General features: G+C 64.4%; 15 protein-coding genes. 4 read left to right on the top strand and 11 right to left on the bottom strand.

What is annotated here, in order from left to right:
* The 7 genes from APY03_RS43460 to APY03_RS08680 form a co-directional block, all read right to left on the bottom strand.
* Positions 1 to 301 (bottom strand): 2-oxoglutarate dehydrogenase E1 subunit family protein (locus APY03_RS43460; protein WP_443082808.1); only part of this gene is annotated, 301 nt, incomplete at its 3' end.
* Positions 302 to 485: 184 nt separating this feature from the next.
* Positions 486 to 2426, bottom strand: a complete 1941-nt coding sequence (locus APY03_RS08710; protein ID WP_269475625.1) for a propionate--CoA ligase — start codon at positions 2424 to 2426, stop codon at positions 486 to 488.
* Between the two features lie 715 nt (positions 2427 to 3141).
* Complete coding sequence (locus APY03_RS08700; protein ID WP_068675874.1) at positions 3142 to 4245, bottom strand: SGNH/GDSL hydrolase family protein; 1104 nt, start codon at positions 4243 to 4245, stop codon at positions 3142 to 3144.
* A gap of 30 nt (positions 4246 to 4275) precedes the next feature.
* Positions 4276 to 5307: a methyltransferase, TIGR04325 family gene (locus APY03_RS08695; protein ID WP_083944233.1), complete on the bottom strand. Its 1032-nt coding sequence runs from the start codon at positions 5305 to 5307 to the stop codon at positions 4276 to 4278.
* A gap of 819 nt (positions 5308 to 6126) precedes the next feature.
* Positions 6127 to 7419: a porin gene (locus tag APY03_RS08690; protein WP_068675870.1), complete on the bottom strand. Its 1293-nt coding sequence runs from the start codon at positions 7417 to 7419 to the stop codon at positions 6127 to 6129.
* A gap of 119 nt (positions 7420 to 7538) precedes the next feature.
* A complete protein-coding gene (locus APY03_RS08685; protein ID WP_068675869.1) occupies positions 7539 to 9563 on the bottom strand; it encodes a 4-oxalomesaconate tautomerase in 2025 nt (674 codons plus the stop codon).
* A gap of 1 nt (position 9564) precedes the next feature.
* Positions 9565 to 10536, bottom strand: a complete 972-nt coding sequence (locus APY03_RS08680; protein ID WP_068675866.1) for a Bug family tripartite tricarboxylate transporter substrate binding protein — start codon at positions 10534 to 10536, stop codon at positions 9565 to 9567.
* Positions 10537 to 10686: 150 nt separating this feature from the next.
* Between APY03_RS08680 and APY03_RS08675 the strand changes: the two genes are divergently transcribed.
* Positions 10687 to 11616, top strand: coding sequence for a LysR family transcriptional regulator (locus APY03_RS08675; RefSeq protein ID WP_068675864.1), 930 nt, complete (start codon positions 10687 to 10689; stop codon positions 11614 to 11616).
* A 4-nt stretch (positions 11617 to 11620) separates the two neighbouring features.
* Here APY03_RS08675 and pcaB read toward each other — a convergent pair whose 3' ends face one another.
* The 4 genes from pcaB to APY03_RS08655 are packed head-to-tail and all read right to left on the bottom strand — an operon-like array spanning position 11621 to position 15929.
* Positions 11621 to 12967: a 3-carboxy-cis,cis-muconate cycloisomerase gene (gene pcaB, locus APY03_RS08670; protein WP_068675862.1), complete on the bottom strand. Its 1347-nt coding sequence runs from the start codon at positions 12965 to 12967 to the stop codon at positions 11621 to 11623.
* A gap of 35 nt (positions 12968 to 13002) precedes the next feature.
* Positions 13003 to 13830, bottom strand: a complete 828-nt coding sequence (locus APY03_RS08665) for an HpcH/HpaI aldolase/citrate lyase family protein (RefSeq protein WP_068675901.1) — start codon at positions 13828 to 13830, stop codon at positions 13003 to 13005.
* Between the two features lie 10 nt (positions 13831 to 13840).
* Complete coding sequence (locus APY03_RS08660; protein WP_068675860.1) at positions 13841 to 15031, bottom strand: CaiB/BaiF CoA transferase family protein; 1191 nt, start codon at positions 15029 to 15031, stop codon at positions 13841 to 13843.
* A 37-nt stretch (positions 15032 to 15068) separates the two neighbouring features.
* Positions 15069 to 15929, bottom strand: coding sequence for an FAS1-like dehydratase domain-containing protein (locus APY03_RS08655; protein WP_068675858.1), 861 nt, complete (start codon positions 15927 to 15929; stop codon positions 15069 to 15071).
* Positions 15930 to 16229: 300 nt separating this feature from the next.
* Here APY03_RS08655 and APY03_RS08650 point away from each other — a divergent pair, with 300 nt between their 5' ends.
* The 3 genes from APY03_RS08650 to APY03_RS42380 form a co-directional block, all read left to right on the top strand.
* Positions 16230 to 16505, top strand: a complete 276-nt coding sequence (locus tag APY03_RS08650; RefSeq protein ID WP_068675856.1) for a DUF4242 domain-containing protein — start codon at positions 16230 to 16232, stop codon at positions 16503 to 16505.
* Positions 16506 to 16533: 28 nt separating this feature from the next.
* Positions 16534 to 17787, top strand: a complete 1254-nt coding sequence (locus APY03_RS08645; protein ID WP_068675854.1) for a vanadium-dependent haloperoxidase — start codon at positions 16534 to 16536, stop codon at positions 17785 to 17787.
* 77 nt (positions 17788 to 17864) lie between these two features.
* Positions 17865 to 18118: AAA family ATPase (locus APY03_RS42380; RefSeq protein WP_198161226.1), on the top strand; the 254-nt coding region annotated here is incomplete at its 3' end.

The raw sequence follows: 18118 nt of genomic DNA, 5'->3' as shown, positions 1-18118 counted from the left end.
GCTGGCGGCCGAGCTCGGAATCGGCTCCGCTGGCCTGCACCACCTTGGTGGTGCCCTGCTTGGCGCGCTCGGCGAAGGCATTGATGACCGGCTGGTGGGGGACGTCGCGGGTGGTGCTGCCATCGGTGGCCGGCACGTTCTGCAGCGCATCGAAGTAGGAGCGCCAGTTGTCGGGCACGCTGCCGGGGTTGGCGAGGTAGTTCTCGTACATCTCTTCGACATAGGGGGCATTGCCGCCGAAGAGGTAGGTGTTGCCTTGATAGGCGTGATAGATGGACGCGGAGGACGTCGAATCGCTCATGTTGCGCTGACCTTCGCTTCCCTGGGGGAAGCATTAGCTGGTTTGAGAAACCTTCCGCGACACGGCTGAACCGGTTGGCGGATGCGACTGTGGCTGGGGAAGGGCCGGAGTACCTTGGCATTGTGCCATGGCAACTATGTGACGCCGGAAAGCGCCCGTGCAAGCCCCTCCGGGGCGGGGTCGTCTATCCCTTGGGAGAGAGGGTCTGCCTGACCTGCTGGAGGGCGCCCGGGTCCTCGATGGTGGTCAGGTCGCCGGGATCGCGCCCCTCGCAGACGGCCTGGATCGCCCGGCGCAGCAGCTTGCCGCTGCGCGTCTTGGGCAGCGCGCCCACGAAATGCACGCGTGCCGGCCGCGCCAGCGCGCCGAGTTGATCGGCCACCTGCTTCATGACCTCCCCTTCCAGTGCCAGGGCCGCCTGGGCGTCGCCGAGCACGGCACTGTCCTTCGGCACCACGAAGGCCATGGCCACCTGTCCCTTGAGCGCATCGGCCACGCCGACCACCGCGACCTCGGCAACCTTGGCATGGCCCGAAATGCTCTCCTCGATCTCGCGCGTGCCGAGGCGGTGGCCGGCGACGTTGATCACGTCGTCGGTGCGGCCGAGGATGTAGTAGTAGCCCTCCTCGTCGCGGATGCCCCAGTCGAAGGTGGAATACACCAGCTTGCCCGGCACGCTCTTCCAGTAGGTGTTGACGAAGCGCTCGTCGTCCCGCCATACGGTCTGCATGAAGCCGGGCGGCGTCGGCCCCTCGATCACGACCACGCCCTTCTCGTTGGCGCCCTTCAGCTCCTCGCCGGTGGTCTCGTGCAGGATCTTGACCTTGTAGCCGTACATCGGCACGCCCGGGCTGCCGAACTTGCTGGGCATGCGCTCCACGCCGTTGGCCACCGTGAGGATCGGCCAGCCCGACTCGGTCTGCCAGTAGTTGTCGATGATCGGCACCCCCAGGCCTTCGCTGATCCAGCGCGCCGTGGGCTCGTCCAGCGGCTCCCCGGCCAGGAACAGCGCGCGCAGGCTCGACAGGTCGTACTTCTTGAGCAACGCCGGGTCCTGCTTCTTGAGCACGCGCACCGCGGTCGGCGCACTGAACATGACGGTCACCTTGTACTTCTCGACGAGCTGCCACCAGATGCCGCCGTCGGGCTGCCGGTCCAGCCCCTGCGTGGGCAGGCCCTCGTACATGATCGTCGCCATGCCGGCGATCAGCGGTCCGTAGATGATGTAGCTGTGCCCCACCACCCAGCCGATGTCGCTCGTGGAGAAGTAGGTCTCGCCCGCCCGGCCGTCGAAGATGTGCTTCATGCTCGCCGCCAGCGCCACCGCATAGCCGCCCGTGTCGCGCTGCACGCCCTTCGGCCGGCCGGTGGTGCCGCTGGTGTAGATGGTGTAGCTGATGTCCGTGGCGTCCAGCCAGGTGCAAGGCACCTGGGCGTCGCGGTGCTTCTCGACCAGCCGGGCTGCCGGATGGTCGCGCCCTTCGGTCAGCGTCATCGGCGCGAGTCCGCGGTCGAACAGCAGCACTCCATCGGGCTTGTGCCCGGAGAGCCGGATCGCCTCGTCCAGCAGCGGCTTGTACGCGATCACCTTGCCGCCGCGCGATCCCGCGTCGGCGCTGACGACGACCTTGGGCGTCGCGTCCTCGATGCGCGAGGCCAGCGACGAACTCGCGAAGCCGCCGAACACCACGCAATGGATCGCGCCCAGCCGTGCACAGGCCAGCATGGTGAAGGCGGCCTCGGGGATCATCGGCATGTAGATCAGCACGCGGTCGCCCTTGCCGACACCGAGTTCCATCAGCGAAGCCGCGACGCGCTGCACCTCGGCATGCAGTTCCTTGAAGCTGTAGCTGCGCTCCGTGCCGGTCTCCGTCGAAACCGCGATCAGCGCCGGCTGGTCGCCGCGGGCGGCGAGATGGCGATCGACCGCGTTGTGACAGAGATTCGTGGTGCCGCCCGCAAACCAGCTCGCGAATGGGGCCTTGCTCGCGTCAAGGACCTGGCGGGGGGGCGTTTCCCAGTCGATCAGTTCGGCCTGCTCGGCCCAGAACGCTTCTGGCTCGTCGATGGAACGGCGATAGAACTCTGCATAGCTGGTCATGGACTTTGTCTCCCGCCGGGGCACGGCTTTGGCGAACTGAATTCATAATTATGAGCTTGTCGCTTGCTGGAAGCTGACAGATCGCGACGATCTGGTGGTGCGAGCAAATAGAGCGTGAGAACGCGAAATTGACTGCGAAATCTAGCCCGCATTGCGCGCTTACGTCGAGAATAAAGTGTCAAACCGCGGATCGGCGGATCACAGCGCCGGCTCCCCTGTAAGTGCTTGAGGTTGTCGTCTATCCAAATGCGAGCCTTCACCGCTAGCCGCCGGCGAGCTTCCTCATCGGATCTGCCCCCCCGGAGAGCGCTAGGCGCCTCCGCCTCGGTGCCACATACGACCTCTTCCGTGTCGTTTGGAAGTTGCGTCTCTTCCTCATCCGCAGTAGTGCGAACAAGATGCTGGTGACGTTGTGTTCGTGCCCCGGGGCACGCCGCACGGATTCTTGAGCACAGGGCCAGAAGTAGGCCGCCAGCTCATCATCAGCTCGCCCGGCGGAGTCTTCGATGCTCTGAAAGCCGAAGTCTCAGCGCTCGACACTGGCAGCCCGACGCGCGAGGCTGCGCAGGAGGCCAGGAATATCGCCGCGAAGTACGGGCTTGAGTTCTTGGCCTTGTGAATAGGGGTCCTGCTCGTGCCCCAACTCGGGGTGCGCTGGCCGACAGCAGGCGGCCAACAGCCGTCAACGTCCAAAACCAGTCACTCGCCTCGTTTCCACGACCCGACCGCCAAGCAGTGCTCACCCCGCGAGGAAGCGGGCTACCTCCTCATCGCTGATCGGCGTCAAAGCGAGCCCGAAGTGCTCACGCAGCTGCACCACAAGCGATTGCGCCCGCAGTGCATTCGCTGCCGAACCGGCATGGCCGTCGTTGAGCACGGCATTGTTGGGCTCATCGCCCGACGTATTGGTGACATGTAGGTTGGGGCCAATCGTGGCCGTCTTGTAGGCGGGCTCTCCGTCGGGGCCCCGCCCGCCCCATCTCTGGGCGAACCAGGCTTCGACGTCGAGGAAGGCGATTCGCTGCGAATCCGCGAGAGCGATCTCGCGCAGACGTGCATTGGCACCAGCCAGGGCCTTCTTGATGTTGGCCATGGACCTGCCGCTGCGGTACCTGTCGAAGTTGCCTGGATCGTCGGCACCACTGCGCAATCCAACGATCAGGATGCGCGTCTGTGGATGCGCGTCGTGGATCAGCGAGATGGCGGCGCTGATTTGAACTGAGCAGTAGTCGATCGTGCGCCGCAGCTCAGGCGCAGACGGGTCGCGCGATTGGAGCTCGAGCCAAGCGTTCCAGTCGTTGGCTCCGATGCTGATCACGACCACCCCGCGGCGCCAGCGCTCCGCCTCCTGGTTCATCAGCGCCACCAGGCGCGGCGCCTGCCGGAAGCGCTGGCCGAACCGGTCGCCCATCAGATTCTTGCAAGCGGCGCCCGAGTTGGCGAAGTTGTAGAGGTAGTCCTCTTTCTGAGGCGCGCGCGAGGTTGGTAGGCCGATCAACTCGCGGGCCAAGGCCACCAACCCCGGCCGTCCCCACAACACCCAGGGGCCGATGTCGATCTCGTTGCCGCGCAATCGTGCCAGTACCTCGGTCCACTGGAACGTGCGAGAGTGCAACGCGCCGCCGCGTTCACGAGTGCCAGGTGGAAAGGCCGTGCGGTCCTGGTAGGAGTGGCTGTTTGAGTCGCCGAGTACAGCCAGTGGAACGGCATTCACCGACACAGCCGGCACGGCCGCGCCGGCCTGTACGCGATCGCCTAGAACTGCCCCCACGCCGACGGCCAGCACGGCAAGCAGCGCTGCCGCGCGCGCCAAAGTCGCATCGAAGGCCGTACCTATGGCCATATGGACGAGATTTGAGCGTGATCAGGCATATCAGGAAAGCAATGGCTTCGATCTCTTGAACATTCGTTCGCTATCCACGAAGTACAAGCCGGTGAAGCTTGGAAACGAGCGTTCTGGATACCCACGCAAGTCCATGGCGTGGTCTCCAGCGGCCCATTGGTCCCAGAGTGTGTATCCGAGCGCTTTGATGGCCTGAATGAACGCAGCGCGGTCGTAGACATGCACTGGAGCGAAGGCTTCCTCACCGATTTTCTGAATGGTGACAAAGTCCTCCCCCTTGTAGAGCGGGAGCCCGTTCAGCAGGATGTGCTGTGGCCGTCGCACACACTTCTTGAGAAGCTGATCGGGTCGAGCGTCCTCAGAGCAATGAATCGCATCCGCGGAAATCCAGATGTCCTCGGAGGCGGTTCCAAAGGACTCATGAAGGTTCTCGCTGAAATTCAAGTTCGCAGCGCCGTTCTGCGCCGCCAGGCTCTTGTCTGGCAACATCGAGGGCACTTCCACCACCCGCCATCTCAGCGTGTCCGGCGCATCAATGTTCCGTTTCATGGCGTAGCGACGAACGTCGACAGAGCCGCCGATATCCAAAACGCTGCTCGCGCCATGTTCCAGTGCACGAGCAAGCCACCAGATCAACGAAAAATCGTAATAGAACGCCCTTTTTGAGCGCGCGTCTGCGGGCTCAGCGGCCGCTGCCCCCTGATCAAACTCCGACGGAGGATGATGCAGCCAAGCGTGCGCAGCCTTGAAGCTGTCGAACACCCCGAAGTAGCAATCGGGAGCAGCTTGGGGCAGAAACTGACGACGCCGCCATCGCAGGTGGGCCGATAGAACCTGGAATTCGTCCCGGACGGGGTGCACGACGTCTGCAGGGCTGAATGTTGGCATTTCGAGTCCCTCATCTTTCTCGGGTTGGCGCAACGTCGGCTGCAAGGCCGTGGGCCTCCAGCGCTGGCGCTGCTGCAGCGTCAATGACGAAGGCTGCACTTCGATCGTTTCGTGGACGGTCTTCCAGGCGCGGTTCGCACGCTTGGATGGACAGCACGCTGCGGTTGACGGCATGCCCCGCGTGCTAGATCAGTGCAAAGCGCCGAGGGCAGCCGAGCGCATACCAGCACTGTGTGCCGACGAGCCTGTGTAGCGACGCCATTGATCGGCCACTCGGCTTTGCCCTTCCTCCTTGGGCGCAAGCAGCCTCCGCCCCTTGGCCGCGCTCTCCTGCGCTGCCGACGTTCGTCGCACGGCCCGTTTGGGAGGTCGTTCGAGTCTTGCGATGGCCGGCGCTGGAGCGCCGGGTTCATCGCCGACAAGCGGGCGCAAAGCACCGCCTGGTGCAACGCTACTGGAAATCACGAACCAGTTGCAGCGAGGCTCAGAACGCCATCAATGGCGAGGTGCAGCATCGACTCGCAATCATAGCCACACGTAGTACCAAAGGCTACTGTTTTTGTAGCCTTGAGAGCCGACCTTGCGCCGGCACCTGGTCTTGTGACCTTGTGAAGTCCTCGACCCAGGCTGCCAAGAACGTCGTTGGTCAAGCCGACTCTCGCTGGCCCGAGCGACCTCCTCGGAAAAGCACATGCCTGCAAGTCGCTGCGAGAGGGCAAAGAAGCTCAGAACGCCCAATTGAGGTGGACCTTGAATCCATAGTCCTGCAGCCCATCGCCGAATTAGGCCCGAACAGGACGCGCACCTTACTTGTGGCGGCTACACGCGAGCCTGGCCAGGCGCCTCCGGCCAGTTGCCGGGCATTCGCTTTTCATTCTTCTATGGCTGCTTGGGGTTGTATGGCAGACATCCTCCGGGTGCCTGCCAACGTCATTCTTCTGGAATCGATCGATGCGATGGAGCCAGAGCCCCATACTCGCTGCCCTCTCGACTTCAGAATGCGTGACGCAGCCCGAAGTCGTAGCCCGTTGCGCTGCGCGGCGCCAAACCCGCCACCCCAGAACCCGAAGACAAGAAGGCTGGGCCTCCGAGCCCGACGCCCATGATTGCAGGGTTGTTCTGTCCGTTCTTGATCCGGGCGCGAGCCACCGTTGCGTAGAGCGCGGTCCGTTTCGACAGGTTGTGCACGTAGCCAAGCGCGAGCTTGTTCACCGACGCGTCGCGATCCACCGCCAGCAACGTCGGCGCGGTGGAACCCAGATCGTTCTTGAACTTGACGCGAGCGTATGAGGCCTTGAATACCCCAACGCCGATCGGGACTGTAATGCCGATCATGGCGCCGTTGTATTCGTCGTTGTCTCTAAAGGTGAGTCTGCCGGTGCTCGCGGGAGCGGTGGTGGTCTCTGCTTTGTCCTTGACTTGCGACAACTCGCCCATCAGCTTGAGGACACCGAAATCGTAGGACGCGCCCAAGTTGATCGTGCGCAGTTTCTCGGAAAGCCGGGTGGCGGCCACGACTCCAGCCTCACTGATCACCAAGGTGTCAGCGGCTGTACTCTGTCCATAGGCAACTGCGACATCGAGCGGGCCGTTTGCATAGCCGAATCGCCCGCCATAGTAGCGTCCGCGTTGGGACGGAGAATCAGGAAGGTAGCTGTACTTCACGGTCTCAGGCAGGGCGTACATGACTTTGCCGTAGAAGCCGCCAAGGTTGCGGGGCAGGAAGTAGCCAATGCTGTTGGACGCCCGGACCGCGTTGTCGTTCGCGGCGCCGGCGGAGCCCGGACCGCGCGCAGTGGCGATGTTGCCGCTGATGCTCTTGATGAGGTTTTCGCCGACGCCGACTGCGCCCATCGGATCGAACACGCTCTCGTTCCAGTAGCTCGGAACATAGTCCCGACCAAGCCTGAGCTCGCCGAAGCCACCTGACAGGCTCACGGTCGAGCGACGGTTGAACGAGGTCAGTCCGTTTGCGCCGCTGTCCTGGTTGAAGCCCGACTCGAGCCAGAATCCTGCTGCCAGTCCCCCGCCCAGATCTTCGGTGCCACGGAAGCCGACACGACTCGACGAGTTGGCGCCGCTCGACAGGACGGTTTGGGAGCGCGTTGCTTCTGCCACGGCGAGAGCTGATGGCGACGGGAGCGTCCCTGTGTTGTTGTAAAAGGAACTCTTCACGCTGTAGTGACTGATTGCTGAATCTGCGACGCCGAAAAGCGTCAAGGACGACTGCGCCGAAGCAGCGCCCGAAGCAGCCAGCGCCGCAAAGGTGATCAAGGACTTACGCATAGCAAGTGTCTCCAAGGGACGGTCAAGGATTACCGGCGCCTCGCAACGCCGACGGAGGATGCGGCAACGTGCCGCAAGATGGTTCGGCAACGAGTGCCGGGTCTGGGTGATCCGGCCGATCAATCCGCCGCAAGCAGGCGGATGTCTTGCGGCGCCAGGCCGCCCTCGTCCACCACGTCCTGCCAACGACCGAACTCGTTTCGAACGCGTTCTCGCAGTGCAGAGGGCGGACCGGCCTCGACCCTGGCGCCTTGGCGTTCGAATCGGGCAACCACTTGCGGATTGGCGAGGACCTCGTTGAGGGCGCGGTTGATCTGCGCGACCACCGCGGGCGAGGTGCGTGCAGGGGCAAACAGCCCATACCACTGCGAGACATCGACCCCTTCGATGCCTGACTCCGACAGCGTAGGCACGGCAGGCAACGCTTCGAGACGCGCTGGAGCCGCGACGGCGAGGGCACGTAGCCGGCCGTCGAGGATGAAGGGATGTGCAGTGAACAGGCTCGGAAACATGATCTGCGAGAGACCATCGAGCGTGTCCACGATGGCGGGCGCTGCACCCTCATGGCTTCTGCCTTCCATCTTCGTGCCCGTATTGAGTTGAAACAGCTCCGCCGCGAAGTGTGGCGGCGTGCCGTCGCCGGCCGACGCGTACCTGATGCTGCCTGGCTCACCGCGCAAACGCTGCAGAAGGCTGCGAACGTCGTCGAAGCCGGCGTGTCGATTGGCCACCATCAGGGTGGGCGACGATCCGATCAACCCGACAGGCTCGAAGTCTTTGACAGGGTGGTAGCCCAGCTTCTGGAGCGCGGGATTCATGGCGTGGGTGCCCACGTAGCCGAACATGAGGGTGTGGCCGTCCGGTTCTGCCCGGGCCACGTACTCGCTCGCGATGGCGCCATTGGCGCCGGGTCGGTTGTCCACGAGAACTTCCTGGCCAAGCAGGGGCTTCAGTTCGGCCGCGATGATCCTGGCCATCGTGTCGTTGCCGCCGCCCGCACGCGTCGGGACGATGATCGTGATGGGTTTGCGCGGGAACGCGGCCGACTGAGGTGCAACGGCTTCAGGCCGCGTAAAGACATAGTCGGGCAACTGCATCTCGCCCTGCATGATCTTTCTGGCGGTACGCACCAGCGCCGCCGCTTTCACTGTCGCGTCGTCCGCCCTGCCCTCGAGCTCGACTTCCACGTCGATCTGCCCTGCGGGGTGCAAGAGGACCAGGTTGTGGCGACCCGGCTCGCGCGCGGCGGCGCTGGCAACGGTGCCCGGGAGCGCAAAGGCACTGAGAACGCCAATCGCACCGGTGACCGCATGCGATGCATGGCAGCGGCGCGGGGTGAAGTATCGCGAAGTGATGCTGTCCGGCGAGTCACCAGCGCTGACCAGGACCGGCTTGGGGATGACACTGGCTGAGACATCTCCCAGTCCCATCAGCAGGCCGGCCTGAAGACGCAACGTTTCGAGCCGTTCCAGCAGTGCCGCATCTGAATCAAGCGCAGCTGGCCTCTCGCTGCCAGTGACGCCAAGGTCACGCGCGCGCACGATCATGAGCGGCATGGCCGCATCGATGCAGGTCACTTCGATGCCGTCGATCGTGTCGATACGCCGGCCGGTCGGAAAGACCTTGCCCGTCACTGCGCCCCATGCATCCAGGAAGTTCAGGAGGATCGGTGCAGCCGTACCGGCCACGCCATCGATGCGCGCGTCTCCCTCGTAGGTGACGCGCTTGCCGGGTGTCCTGACCGTGACGTCGATGCGCGATCGCGTGTTGACGTTGAAGACGCGTACCCGCGTGGTTCCGTCCTGCGCCTCGACCAGCCCCTGCTCGATCGCGAAGGGCGCAACACCCGACAGCATGTTGCCGCAGTTCGGCCGCGTGTCGACGGACCGGTGCCCGACCCCCACCTGTGCGAACAGGTAGTCCAGATCGCAGCCCGGTTCCTTCGAGCGCGAGACGATGGCGACCTTGCTGTTGAGGGTGCTGCCGCCGCCCACGCCGTCGAGCTGCAGCGGATCGGAGGCACCGATCGCGCCGATCAGCGCCTGGTCGCGCTCCTCGTCGCCGTCAGGCAGCCATTCCCGCAGGAAGAAGGGGCCGCGCGAAGTACCCGCACGCATCAGCACGCAGGGAATGGTCCTGCTCATCTCAGTCGGCCGAAAGCTTTGCAGCCTGGACCACCTTCTTCCACTTGACCTGCTCCTGCTGCACATACGTGCGCATTTGCTCGGAAGTCATGGTTTCAACCTCGGCGCCGTGGTCCTCCAGCTTCTTGACGACGCTCTTGTCAGCCAAAGCCGCATTGAGCACCTTGTTGAGTTGCTCGATCACGGGCTTCGGGGTCTTCGCCGGTGCGAAGATGCCGTACCACTGCGAGACATCGACGTTGTCGACGCCCTGCTCCTTGAGCGTCGGCACGTCCGGCATCTGCGGCGAACGCTTGGTACCAGCCACGCCGATTGCCTTGAGCTTGCCTGCCTTGACGTAGGGCATGGCCGTGAAGAGGCTCGGGAACATCACCTGTGTCTGGCCACCGATGGTGTCGGTGACCGCAGGCGCCGACCCCTTGTAGGGCACGTGAAGCATGCTGGTGCCGGTCGAGAGCTTGAACATCTCCGCAGCGAAATGCGGTGCGGTCCCGTTGCCGGCAGACGCGTAGCTTGTGTTGTCGGGCGCGGCCTTCAGCGCGGCGACGAGCTCCTTGGCATTGCTCGCCTTCACAGAAGGGTTGACGACCATCAGCGTCGGGGAACTTCCGACCATGCCCACGGGCTCGAAATCCTTCACCGGGTCGTAGCGCAGCTTCTGCAGGGCGGGATTCATCGCATGCGTGGCGATATAGCCCAGCATCAGCGTGTAGCCATCCGGCGCGGCGCGCATGACGAACTCGCTGGCGATCGCGCCATTGGCGCCTGCCTTGTTATCCACGACGACCGGCTGCTTGAGCGCGGCCGACATCGCCTGGCCGATGACTCTCGCCATTGCGTCGTTGGCGCCGCCGGCGGCGGTCGGAACGACGATGGTGATCGATTTTTCAGGATAGGCGGCGAGCGCGCTGCTGCACGAGAGCACGGCCGCCGAGGCCAGGGCACACAGGACGGGTGCGTTACGAAACTGCATTGATGTCTCCGATAGTTGAAAGATTGGCATCCAGGTCGCTTCCTTGACCGTGGACGTATGGTCTTCGGTTGGGCGCTTGCTGTGAATTGCATGTTTAGGATCGATTGATGCACACTGTCGATCAGTCAAACATGTTGGCGAGACAAGACGATGGCCATCAACTTCAACCTCAACGACCTGCAGGCGTTCCGCGCCGTCGCCGAACTGAGCAACTTCCGCAAGGCGGCCGAAGCGCTGCACGTATCGCAACCCGCGTTCAGCCGGCGCATCGAGAAGCTGGAGGAAGCGCTCGGAGTGCGGCTGCTGGAGCGGACCACGCGGCGGGTGAGCCTGACGGCGGTCGGGCGCGATTTCGACCGGAAGGTGCAGCAGTTGCTTGACGACCTGGATCTCACGCTGCTGGGCATCCGCGGCGTGGCGGCAACGCGCATGGGCGAGGTCACCATCGCCTGCGTGCCGTCGACGGTCTACTACTTCGTGTCGCAGGTGATCTCGCGCTATCACGAGCGCTATCCGAAGGTTCGGGTCAAGGTCTTCGATGCGAGCGCCAACGAGGTGCTGGCCGCGGTCTCGGGCGGAGAGGCGGATTTCGGGCTGAACTTCATTGGGGGCCAGGAGCCCGACATCGAGTTCAAGCCGCTGATGGAGGAGCGCTTCGTCGCCGCTTGCCGGCGCGACCATGCCCTCGCCGGCAAGCGCAGGGTGAGGTGGACGGAACTGGCGCAGTACGACTACATCTCAGTGAGCAAGGCGTCCGGAAACCGCCTGCTGCTGGACCAGGCGCTATCAGGTTTGCCGGGGCGCCCGCAAGCGATCTACGAGGCGCAGCACGTCACGACGATGCTTGGATTGGTCGAAGCCGGGCTCGGCGTCGCGGCAGTTCCCTCGATCGCCATGCCGGGCGCTGATCACCCGCTGCTGGTCAGCGTGCCGCTGGTTGAGCCGGTCGTCAGTCGCAAGGTGGGCTTGATCCGGCGCAAGGGTCGCACCCTCTCGCCGGCCGCCCTGCAGTTCTACGAGTTCTTTTCTGAGATGAAGGGCAGGCGCATGCAGGCCCGAAGAAAGGGCGCCACCGCTTGAAGGCTCAGCGACGTGCCGTCAACACCCGATCGACCATCACGCCGGCCTGGCCAAGGTTGTTGACTGGGTCGCACATCGCGCCGAGCTGGGCGCGCGTGACGTGCTTGCTGATCTCCGGGTGCTCGGACAAGATCTCGATCAGCGGGCGATTCTTGCTGATCGCTTCGCGGCACAAGTCATACACAAGATCGTGCGCGTACTCGCGGCCAATGTAGGGGCCCAGCCCCATCATCACGGCTTCAGACATCACCAGGCCGTTGGTGAGGTCGATGTTGGCGCGCATGCGCGTGGCGTCGACCTCCAGGCCCTTGAGGATGAATCTGGTCTGCTTCAGCGCACCAGACATCAGGCAGAAGATCTCCGGCAAAGAGACCCACTCGATCTCCCAGGGACCGGTCGAGCGCTCGTGATCGGCCACCATCGCATCCATGAGCGCGGCGACGTGCTGGCGCGCCACGGAAATGTTGGCATGGATGTACAGGCAGGAGATCGGGTTGCGCTTCTGCGGCATGGTCGACGACGAACCGCGACCGGGCGCAAAAGGCTCGAACACCTCGGCCACTTCGGTCTGCATCATCAGCTTGACGTCCATCGCGATCTTTCCGAGCGAGCCGCCCACCAGTCCAAGGAAGGCACCGACCTCCGCGATGGTGTCGCGCACCGTGTGCCAGGAGATCAGCGGCTGGGCAAGGCCGAGTTCCTTCATCAGGCCGGCCTGGGTTTCCATCGCACCCTTCTCCAGCGATGACAGCGTGCCCGACGCCCCGCCGAACTCCCCCATCAGCACCCGCGGCTTGAGCTGTTGCAGGCGCTCGCGGTGACGGTCGATGCCAGCCAGGATGCTTGCCATCTTGTAGCCGAAGGTGATCGGGGTGGCCTGCTGCAGGTTGGAACGGCCGATCACGGGGGTATCGCGGTACTTCCTTGCCAGCGCAGCCAGTGCTTCGCCGATCTCGTCCAGATCCTGCTCGACCAAAGCGAGGCCTTCGCGCATCTGCAGCACCGCGGCCGTATCGGTGATGTCCTGAGTGGTAGCGCCCCAGTGGCAGTACTCGCCCAGCTTGTCGCGGCAGTTGGCGTTGATCTGGTTGACGACCGCGATGATCGGGTAGCCGATCTGCTCGGTCTTGGCCTTGAGCCTCTCCCAGTCGATCTGGGATAGCTCGCAGTTGCGGACGATCTCGTCCGCCGCATCCTTGGGGATGATGCCGAGTTCGCCCTGCACCTTGGCCAGCGCGCGTTCGATGTCGAGGTACTTGGCGGTGCGGTTCTCGTCAGACCACACGTCGCGCATGCGCGCGTCGCTGAACATGTCGCCGAAGATGCGCGAGTCGATGATGGTGGAGGCCATGGGGTTGATCTTTCTGGGCTGGAGTTGAGGGTGGGTCAGACGCGGGCCAGGGCCAGCGTGCGTTGTGCCTGAAGGACCACGGGTCGATCGACCATGCGGCCATCGAGCCGCGCAGCGCCCGGGGACGCGGCATCGGCTGCAAGCACTCGCTGCGCCCACGCCAGTGCTTCTGCGGGGGGTCTCAGCGCCGTGTGAATGGGCTCGACCTGGTTCGGATGAATGCACAGTTTGGCGCCAAAGCCCACAGCGCGCGCCGAAGCCAGGTCGGCCAGAAGTCGCTTGCGATCGTCCAGCTGGGGCGTGACCCCGGCGACCGGCGCCGGCAGGCCTGCCACGCGCGAGGCAATCGCGATACGGCTGGCCGCGTAGGCGAGACCCGAAGCGTCGTTCTCAATCTCGATATCCAGGTCCAATGCGAAGTCCAGCGTGCCGAACACCAGGCGCGACACGCCCGCGGCCGCGACGGTCTCGACTCCGGCCACCCCCCGCGCACTTTCGATCAGCGCGAGAACGCTGGCACCGGGCAGCGCGGTGAGCGTGGCCGCGACCTGCTGTGCAGACTCGGCCTTGGGCAGTAGAACGCTGCAGGCCCCGGCCTTGCGCAACGCCGCCAGGTCGTCGTCGAACCACGGCGACGCGGCATCGTTGATGCGCACCACGGTGCGCGACCGGTCGCCCGCGGTTGCGGAACGGAGCCAGCCCGCGATTGCCTGGCGAGCAGGCGCCTTGTCGTCGGCTGCGACCGCGTCTTCGAGGTCCAGGATGACGGCATCCGCGCCGCTTGCCAGCGCCTTGCCGAAGCGTTCCGGCCGCGTGCCCGGCACGAAGAGGTAGGTGCGAGGGATATTGGAAGCCACGGACATGATGCCCACTTCAGACAGCCTTGGATGCGCGCAGCGCCTCGATCTCGGCCGCGCCGTAGCCCAGTTCGGCAAGAATTGCGTCGGTGTGCTGGCCGAGTGCGGGCACGGGGTCCATGCGCGGGCCCACGTCCCAGGTGCCCGGCGGCAGCATCGCGGGAAGCGGGCCCATCGGCGAGCCGACTTCGGTCCAACGCCCGCGTGCCTTCAGTTGCGGGTGGGCCCAGACATCATTCATGGTGTTGACCTGGGCATTGGCGATCTGCGCGAGTTCGAGCCGTTCGACCACCTGCGCCCTGGTCAGGGATGAGAAGGCTTCCACAATGATTCCGCGCAGCGCGTCGCGAGCGGCCACTCTCTTGAAGTTGGCTGTGAAGCGAGGATCGGCAGTCAGCGCCGGTCGCTGCAGCACCGTTTCGCAGAAACTGGCCCACTCGCGTTCATTCTGAAGGCCCAGCATCACCATGCTGCCGTCGCCCGTGGGGAACGGGCCATAGGGGTAGATCGTTGCATGGCTGGCGCCGGTTCGCGGAGGCGGTGCGGCACCTTCGAACGCGTAGTAGAGCGGATAGCTGGTCCATTCGGCGAGCGACTCCAGCATCGAGATGTCGATGCGCTGGCCCTTGCCGGTCTGGCCGCGCTGCAACAGCGCTGCGAGAATGCTGCTGTACGCGTACATGCCCGCGGCGATGTCGGCGATCGATGGACCGGCCTTGCACGGCTCATCGGGCGTGCCGGTGACCGAGACGAACCCCGCTTCGCTCTGAATGAGAAGATCGTAGGCCTTCTTGTCACGGTACGGCCCGGGGTTGATCGGGTCGTCGCCATAGCCTGAGATGTCACACACGATCAATCCCGGCTTTGCGGCGGACAGCTTTTCATAGCCGATGCCAAGGCGCGCAGCGGCGCCGGGAGCGAGGTTCTGTATGACGACATCTGCCTTCTCCATCACCAGGCGTTCCAGAATCGTGGCCGCCTCAGGATGCTTGACGTCGAGCGTCAGGCTCTCCTTGGAGCGGTTGGTCCAGACAAAGTGCGACGCCAGTCCGTGCACGCGCTCGTCATAGCCGCGGGCGAAATCGCCCGAGCCCGGTCGTTCGATCTTGATGACGCGTGCGCCGAGGTCAGCGAGTTGGCGCGTGGCGAAAGGCGCCGCGATCGCGTGCTCGAGCGTGACGACCGTGAGGCCTTTGAGTGGCTGCATGTATTGCTCTATGTGAGGGTGGGAGGGTTCATCGAGGTCAGCGCAGGACTGCAGTTGCGTCCATCGTGAGCCAGCCTTCGTGATCGGCGGCCCAGAGCCGGATGGTCTTGCCGTCGGCTTCAGGTTGTCCCCGAAGGTGGAAAGGATGCAGGTCGAATGTCGGGCGCACCGCCTTGAATCGAAAGCTGGCCACATCGGCTTGCGGCATCTGGCGCCGAAGAAGATCCATCAGCAGCGTTGCGATCAGCGGTCCATGCACGATCAGGCCGGGGTAGCCTTCGACCTGGGTGACGTACTGCCTGTCATAGTGGATGCGGTGGCCGTTGAAGGTGAGCGCCGAATAGCGAAACAGCAGCACGTCATCCGGCACGATGGAGCGCTTCCATTGGGCTTCCGCAGGCGCGGCATGAGGCGGTGGCGCAACATCGTTCGGGCCCTGCGCCTCACGGTAGACGATGTCGTGGAATTCGACGAGCGCAGGATCGCTGCTGTCGTTGCAACGCACCTCGTGCCTGACCTTGACGAAGACAAGCGTGCCGGTGCGACCCTCCTTTACGGTCACGTCGTCGATGGTCGAGGTTCGCGCGACGCGGTCACCGACTCTTATCGACGAGCGAAACTCGAACTGGCTGCCGGCCCACATCCGGCGAGGCAACGGCACGGGAGGAAGGAAGCCGCCGCGCTTGGCGTGCCCGTCGGCGCCAATTTCCGACTGTCGATGCATCGGCAGGAAATACAACCAATGCCAAAGGTACGGCAAGGCGGTACCAGCTTCGACGGGCGTCGAAGGGTGATCCAGCGTAGCGGTCAGCGCGATGACGGGCGTCGGGTTGATGGCGTCCCGGATGGTCTCGCTGCGTCCGATCCAGGCGCGAAGTTCTTCAGCTTGTAGGGCCACTCACTTGTCTCCGGTTGCGGCTCCTGCTTCTGAGGACCCTTGCGAACGAGTCTCGCGCCTTGGCAGAGCAAAGTGAATTGCAAGATTTAGAACGATTGATGCATCTGGCGCATAAAAGACGGCCCAGCGAATTGGGGCTTGGACTTGTAGGTCGCACGACCGCATCGCGACGTGCCGTTGTCAGATTTCGCGCACAGCGCAGGGGCGGATACTTCAAATCTGGGTGGTTCGACCGTATCGCGCGCTTGAAGCGCGTCCTATGTTCGTGTTCGTGCATCGCCATGCGAACCGGAGTCGACCATGCCGCGCTACCTCGTCGAACGCACCTTCTGCGCCCCCAATCGCGCCGGAACAGCCGCTGACGGCGGCGCCGCGAATCATTGCGACAAGGTGATTCGCGCCAATGCGCGCGAAGGCGTGACCTGGATCCACTCTTTCGTGACGCCGGACCGTTGTCGCAGCTTCTGCATCGTCGACTCTCCGTCGCCCGAGGCGATCCGGGTCGCCGCGCAGGCCACCGCCCTGCCGGTCGACCGAATCACCGAGGTTCGGATCTTCGATCCGTACTTCCTCTGATCGGGCGCTGCCCACAAACGGAGGTCACATGAAACCTGTCATCCTGAAAAGTCACCGCGAAGTCGCGGCGGCCGTCGTCGCAACACTGTGCCTGTCGGGCGCAATAGGCTCGGCTCGGGCCGACGCTGTGATGGACTGGAACGCGACCGCTGCGGCGCTGCCGATTGCGGTGCCGCCAGTTCACGCGCGTGTCATGGCGACGATGCACGGCGCGGTACACGATGCAATCAACGCGATAGAGCCGCACCACGAAAGGTATCGCTTCCAGGTGGAGGCTCCCGCAAGCGCCTCGAAAGACGCTGCTGTGGCGAGTGCTGCGCACGGTGTCCTCACCGCACTCGTGCCGTCGCAGAAGACCGCGCTGGATGCCGCACTCGCCCAGTCGCTGGCCAACCTCGGCGACGAGCGCGCGAAAGCCGACGGCATCGTGGTCGGCAGGACCGCGGCCGAGCGCATGCTGGCCTGGCGCGCCAAGGACAACTTCGACGCGAAGGCCGAGAACAAGCCGGGCACCGGCGTCGGGGTATGGCAGCCAACGCCGCCCGGACTTGCGCTCGGCGCGCTCCAGCAACTGGGCGGCGTCACGTCCTTCACGCTCAAGTCGATCGATCAGTTCACTGCGAAGGCAAGGCCCGCGCTGACGAGCCGCGAGTTCGCACGTGATCTGGACGAGATCAAGCGCATGGGCGGTCGCCACAGCACAGAACGCACGGCAGATCAGACAGCCATGGCGCTCTTCTGGTCGGGCAACGAGATCCCGCAGCTGAATGCCATCGCGCGCGCCGCATCGCAGGCGGCGAAGCTTTCGATGCATGAGAACGCCCGCCTTTTTGCGCTGACCAACATGGCTGCGGCCGACGCGTTGATCGTCTCGTTCAGGATCAAGTACCTGGAGAACGCGTGGCGTCCGATCACGGCGATTCGGGCCGGCTACGGGGGCGTAGCCGCCGACCCGAACTGGGACTCGCTGCTCATCACCCCGCCCCACCCGGACTACCCATCCGCCCATTGCATCGCCGCGGGCGCCGTCGCGCAGGTGTTGCGCGATCTCCTTGGCAGCGACGAGGTGAAGTTCAGCTACGTGTTCCCGCCGGGTCTGGGGATGATGCGCAGCTACACGAGCCTCGCGCAGATCGAGAAAGAGATGGAAGACGCGCGGGTGTTTGCCGGCATCCACTTCCGCAGCACCAACGAACACTCCACCGAGCTCGGCCGCAAAGTGGGCGCATTTGCGGTCGCGAACCATCTGCGACCCATCGCCGCCTCGCGGGCTAGCCGCTGAGAGCCAACCGAAGCTAACATGCACCAGTGCAACGGGCGCGGCAAAGGTTGCCGATGCCCGACGCTGGGGGCCGAACCATGACGCTGCTCGAGCGCGATGGCTTGCTCGCGCAGCTCAATGCGCGATGGTCGCAAGCGCGCGAGGGCCCGGGCCAGCTGGTCTTCGTCGAAGGCGAAGCAGGCATCGGCAAGACCAGCGTGCTGCGAGCATTTGCCGCTTCCGTGCGCACCGCCAGCCCCTTGTACTGGGGCTCATGCGAGGCAATGGCGACGCCTCGGCCGCTCGGCGCACTGGACGATATCGCCATGGATTCGGGCGGCAAGCTGGCCAT

Source organism: Variovorax sp. WDL1, assembly GCF_001541225.1.
Classification (GTDB): domain Bacteria; phylum Pseudomonadota; class Gammaproteobacteria; order Burkholderiales; family Burkholderiaceae_C; genus Variovorax.
This window is presented reverse-complemented; position numbering and strand designations above follow the sequence as displayed.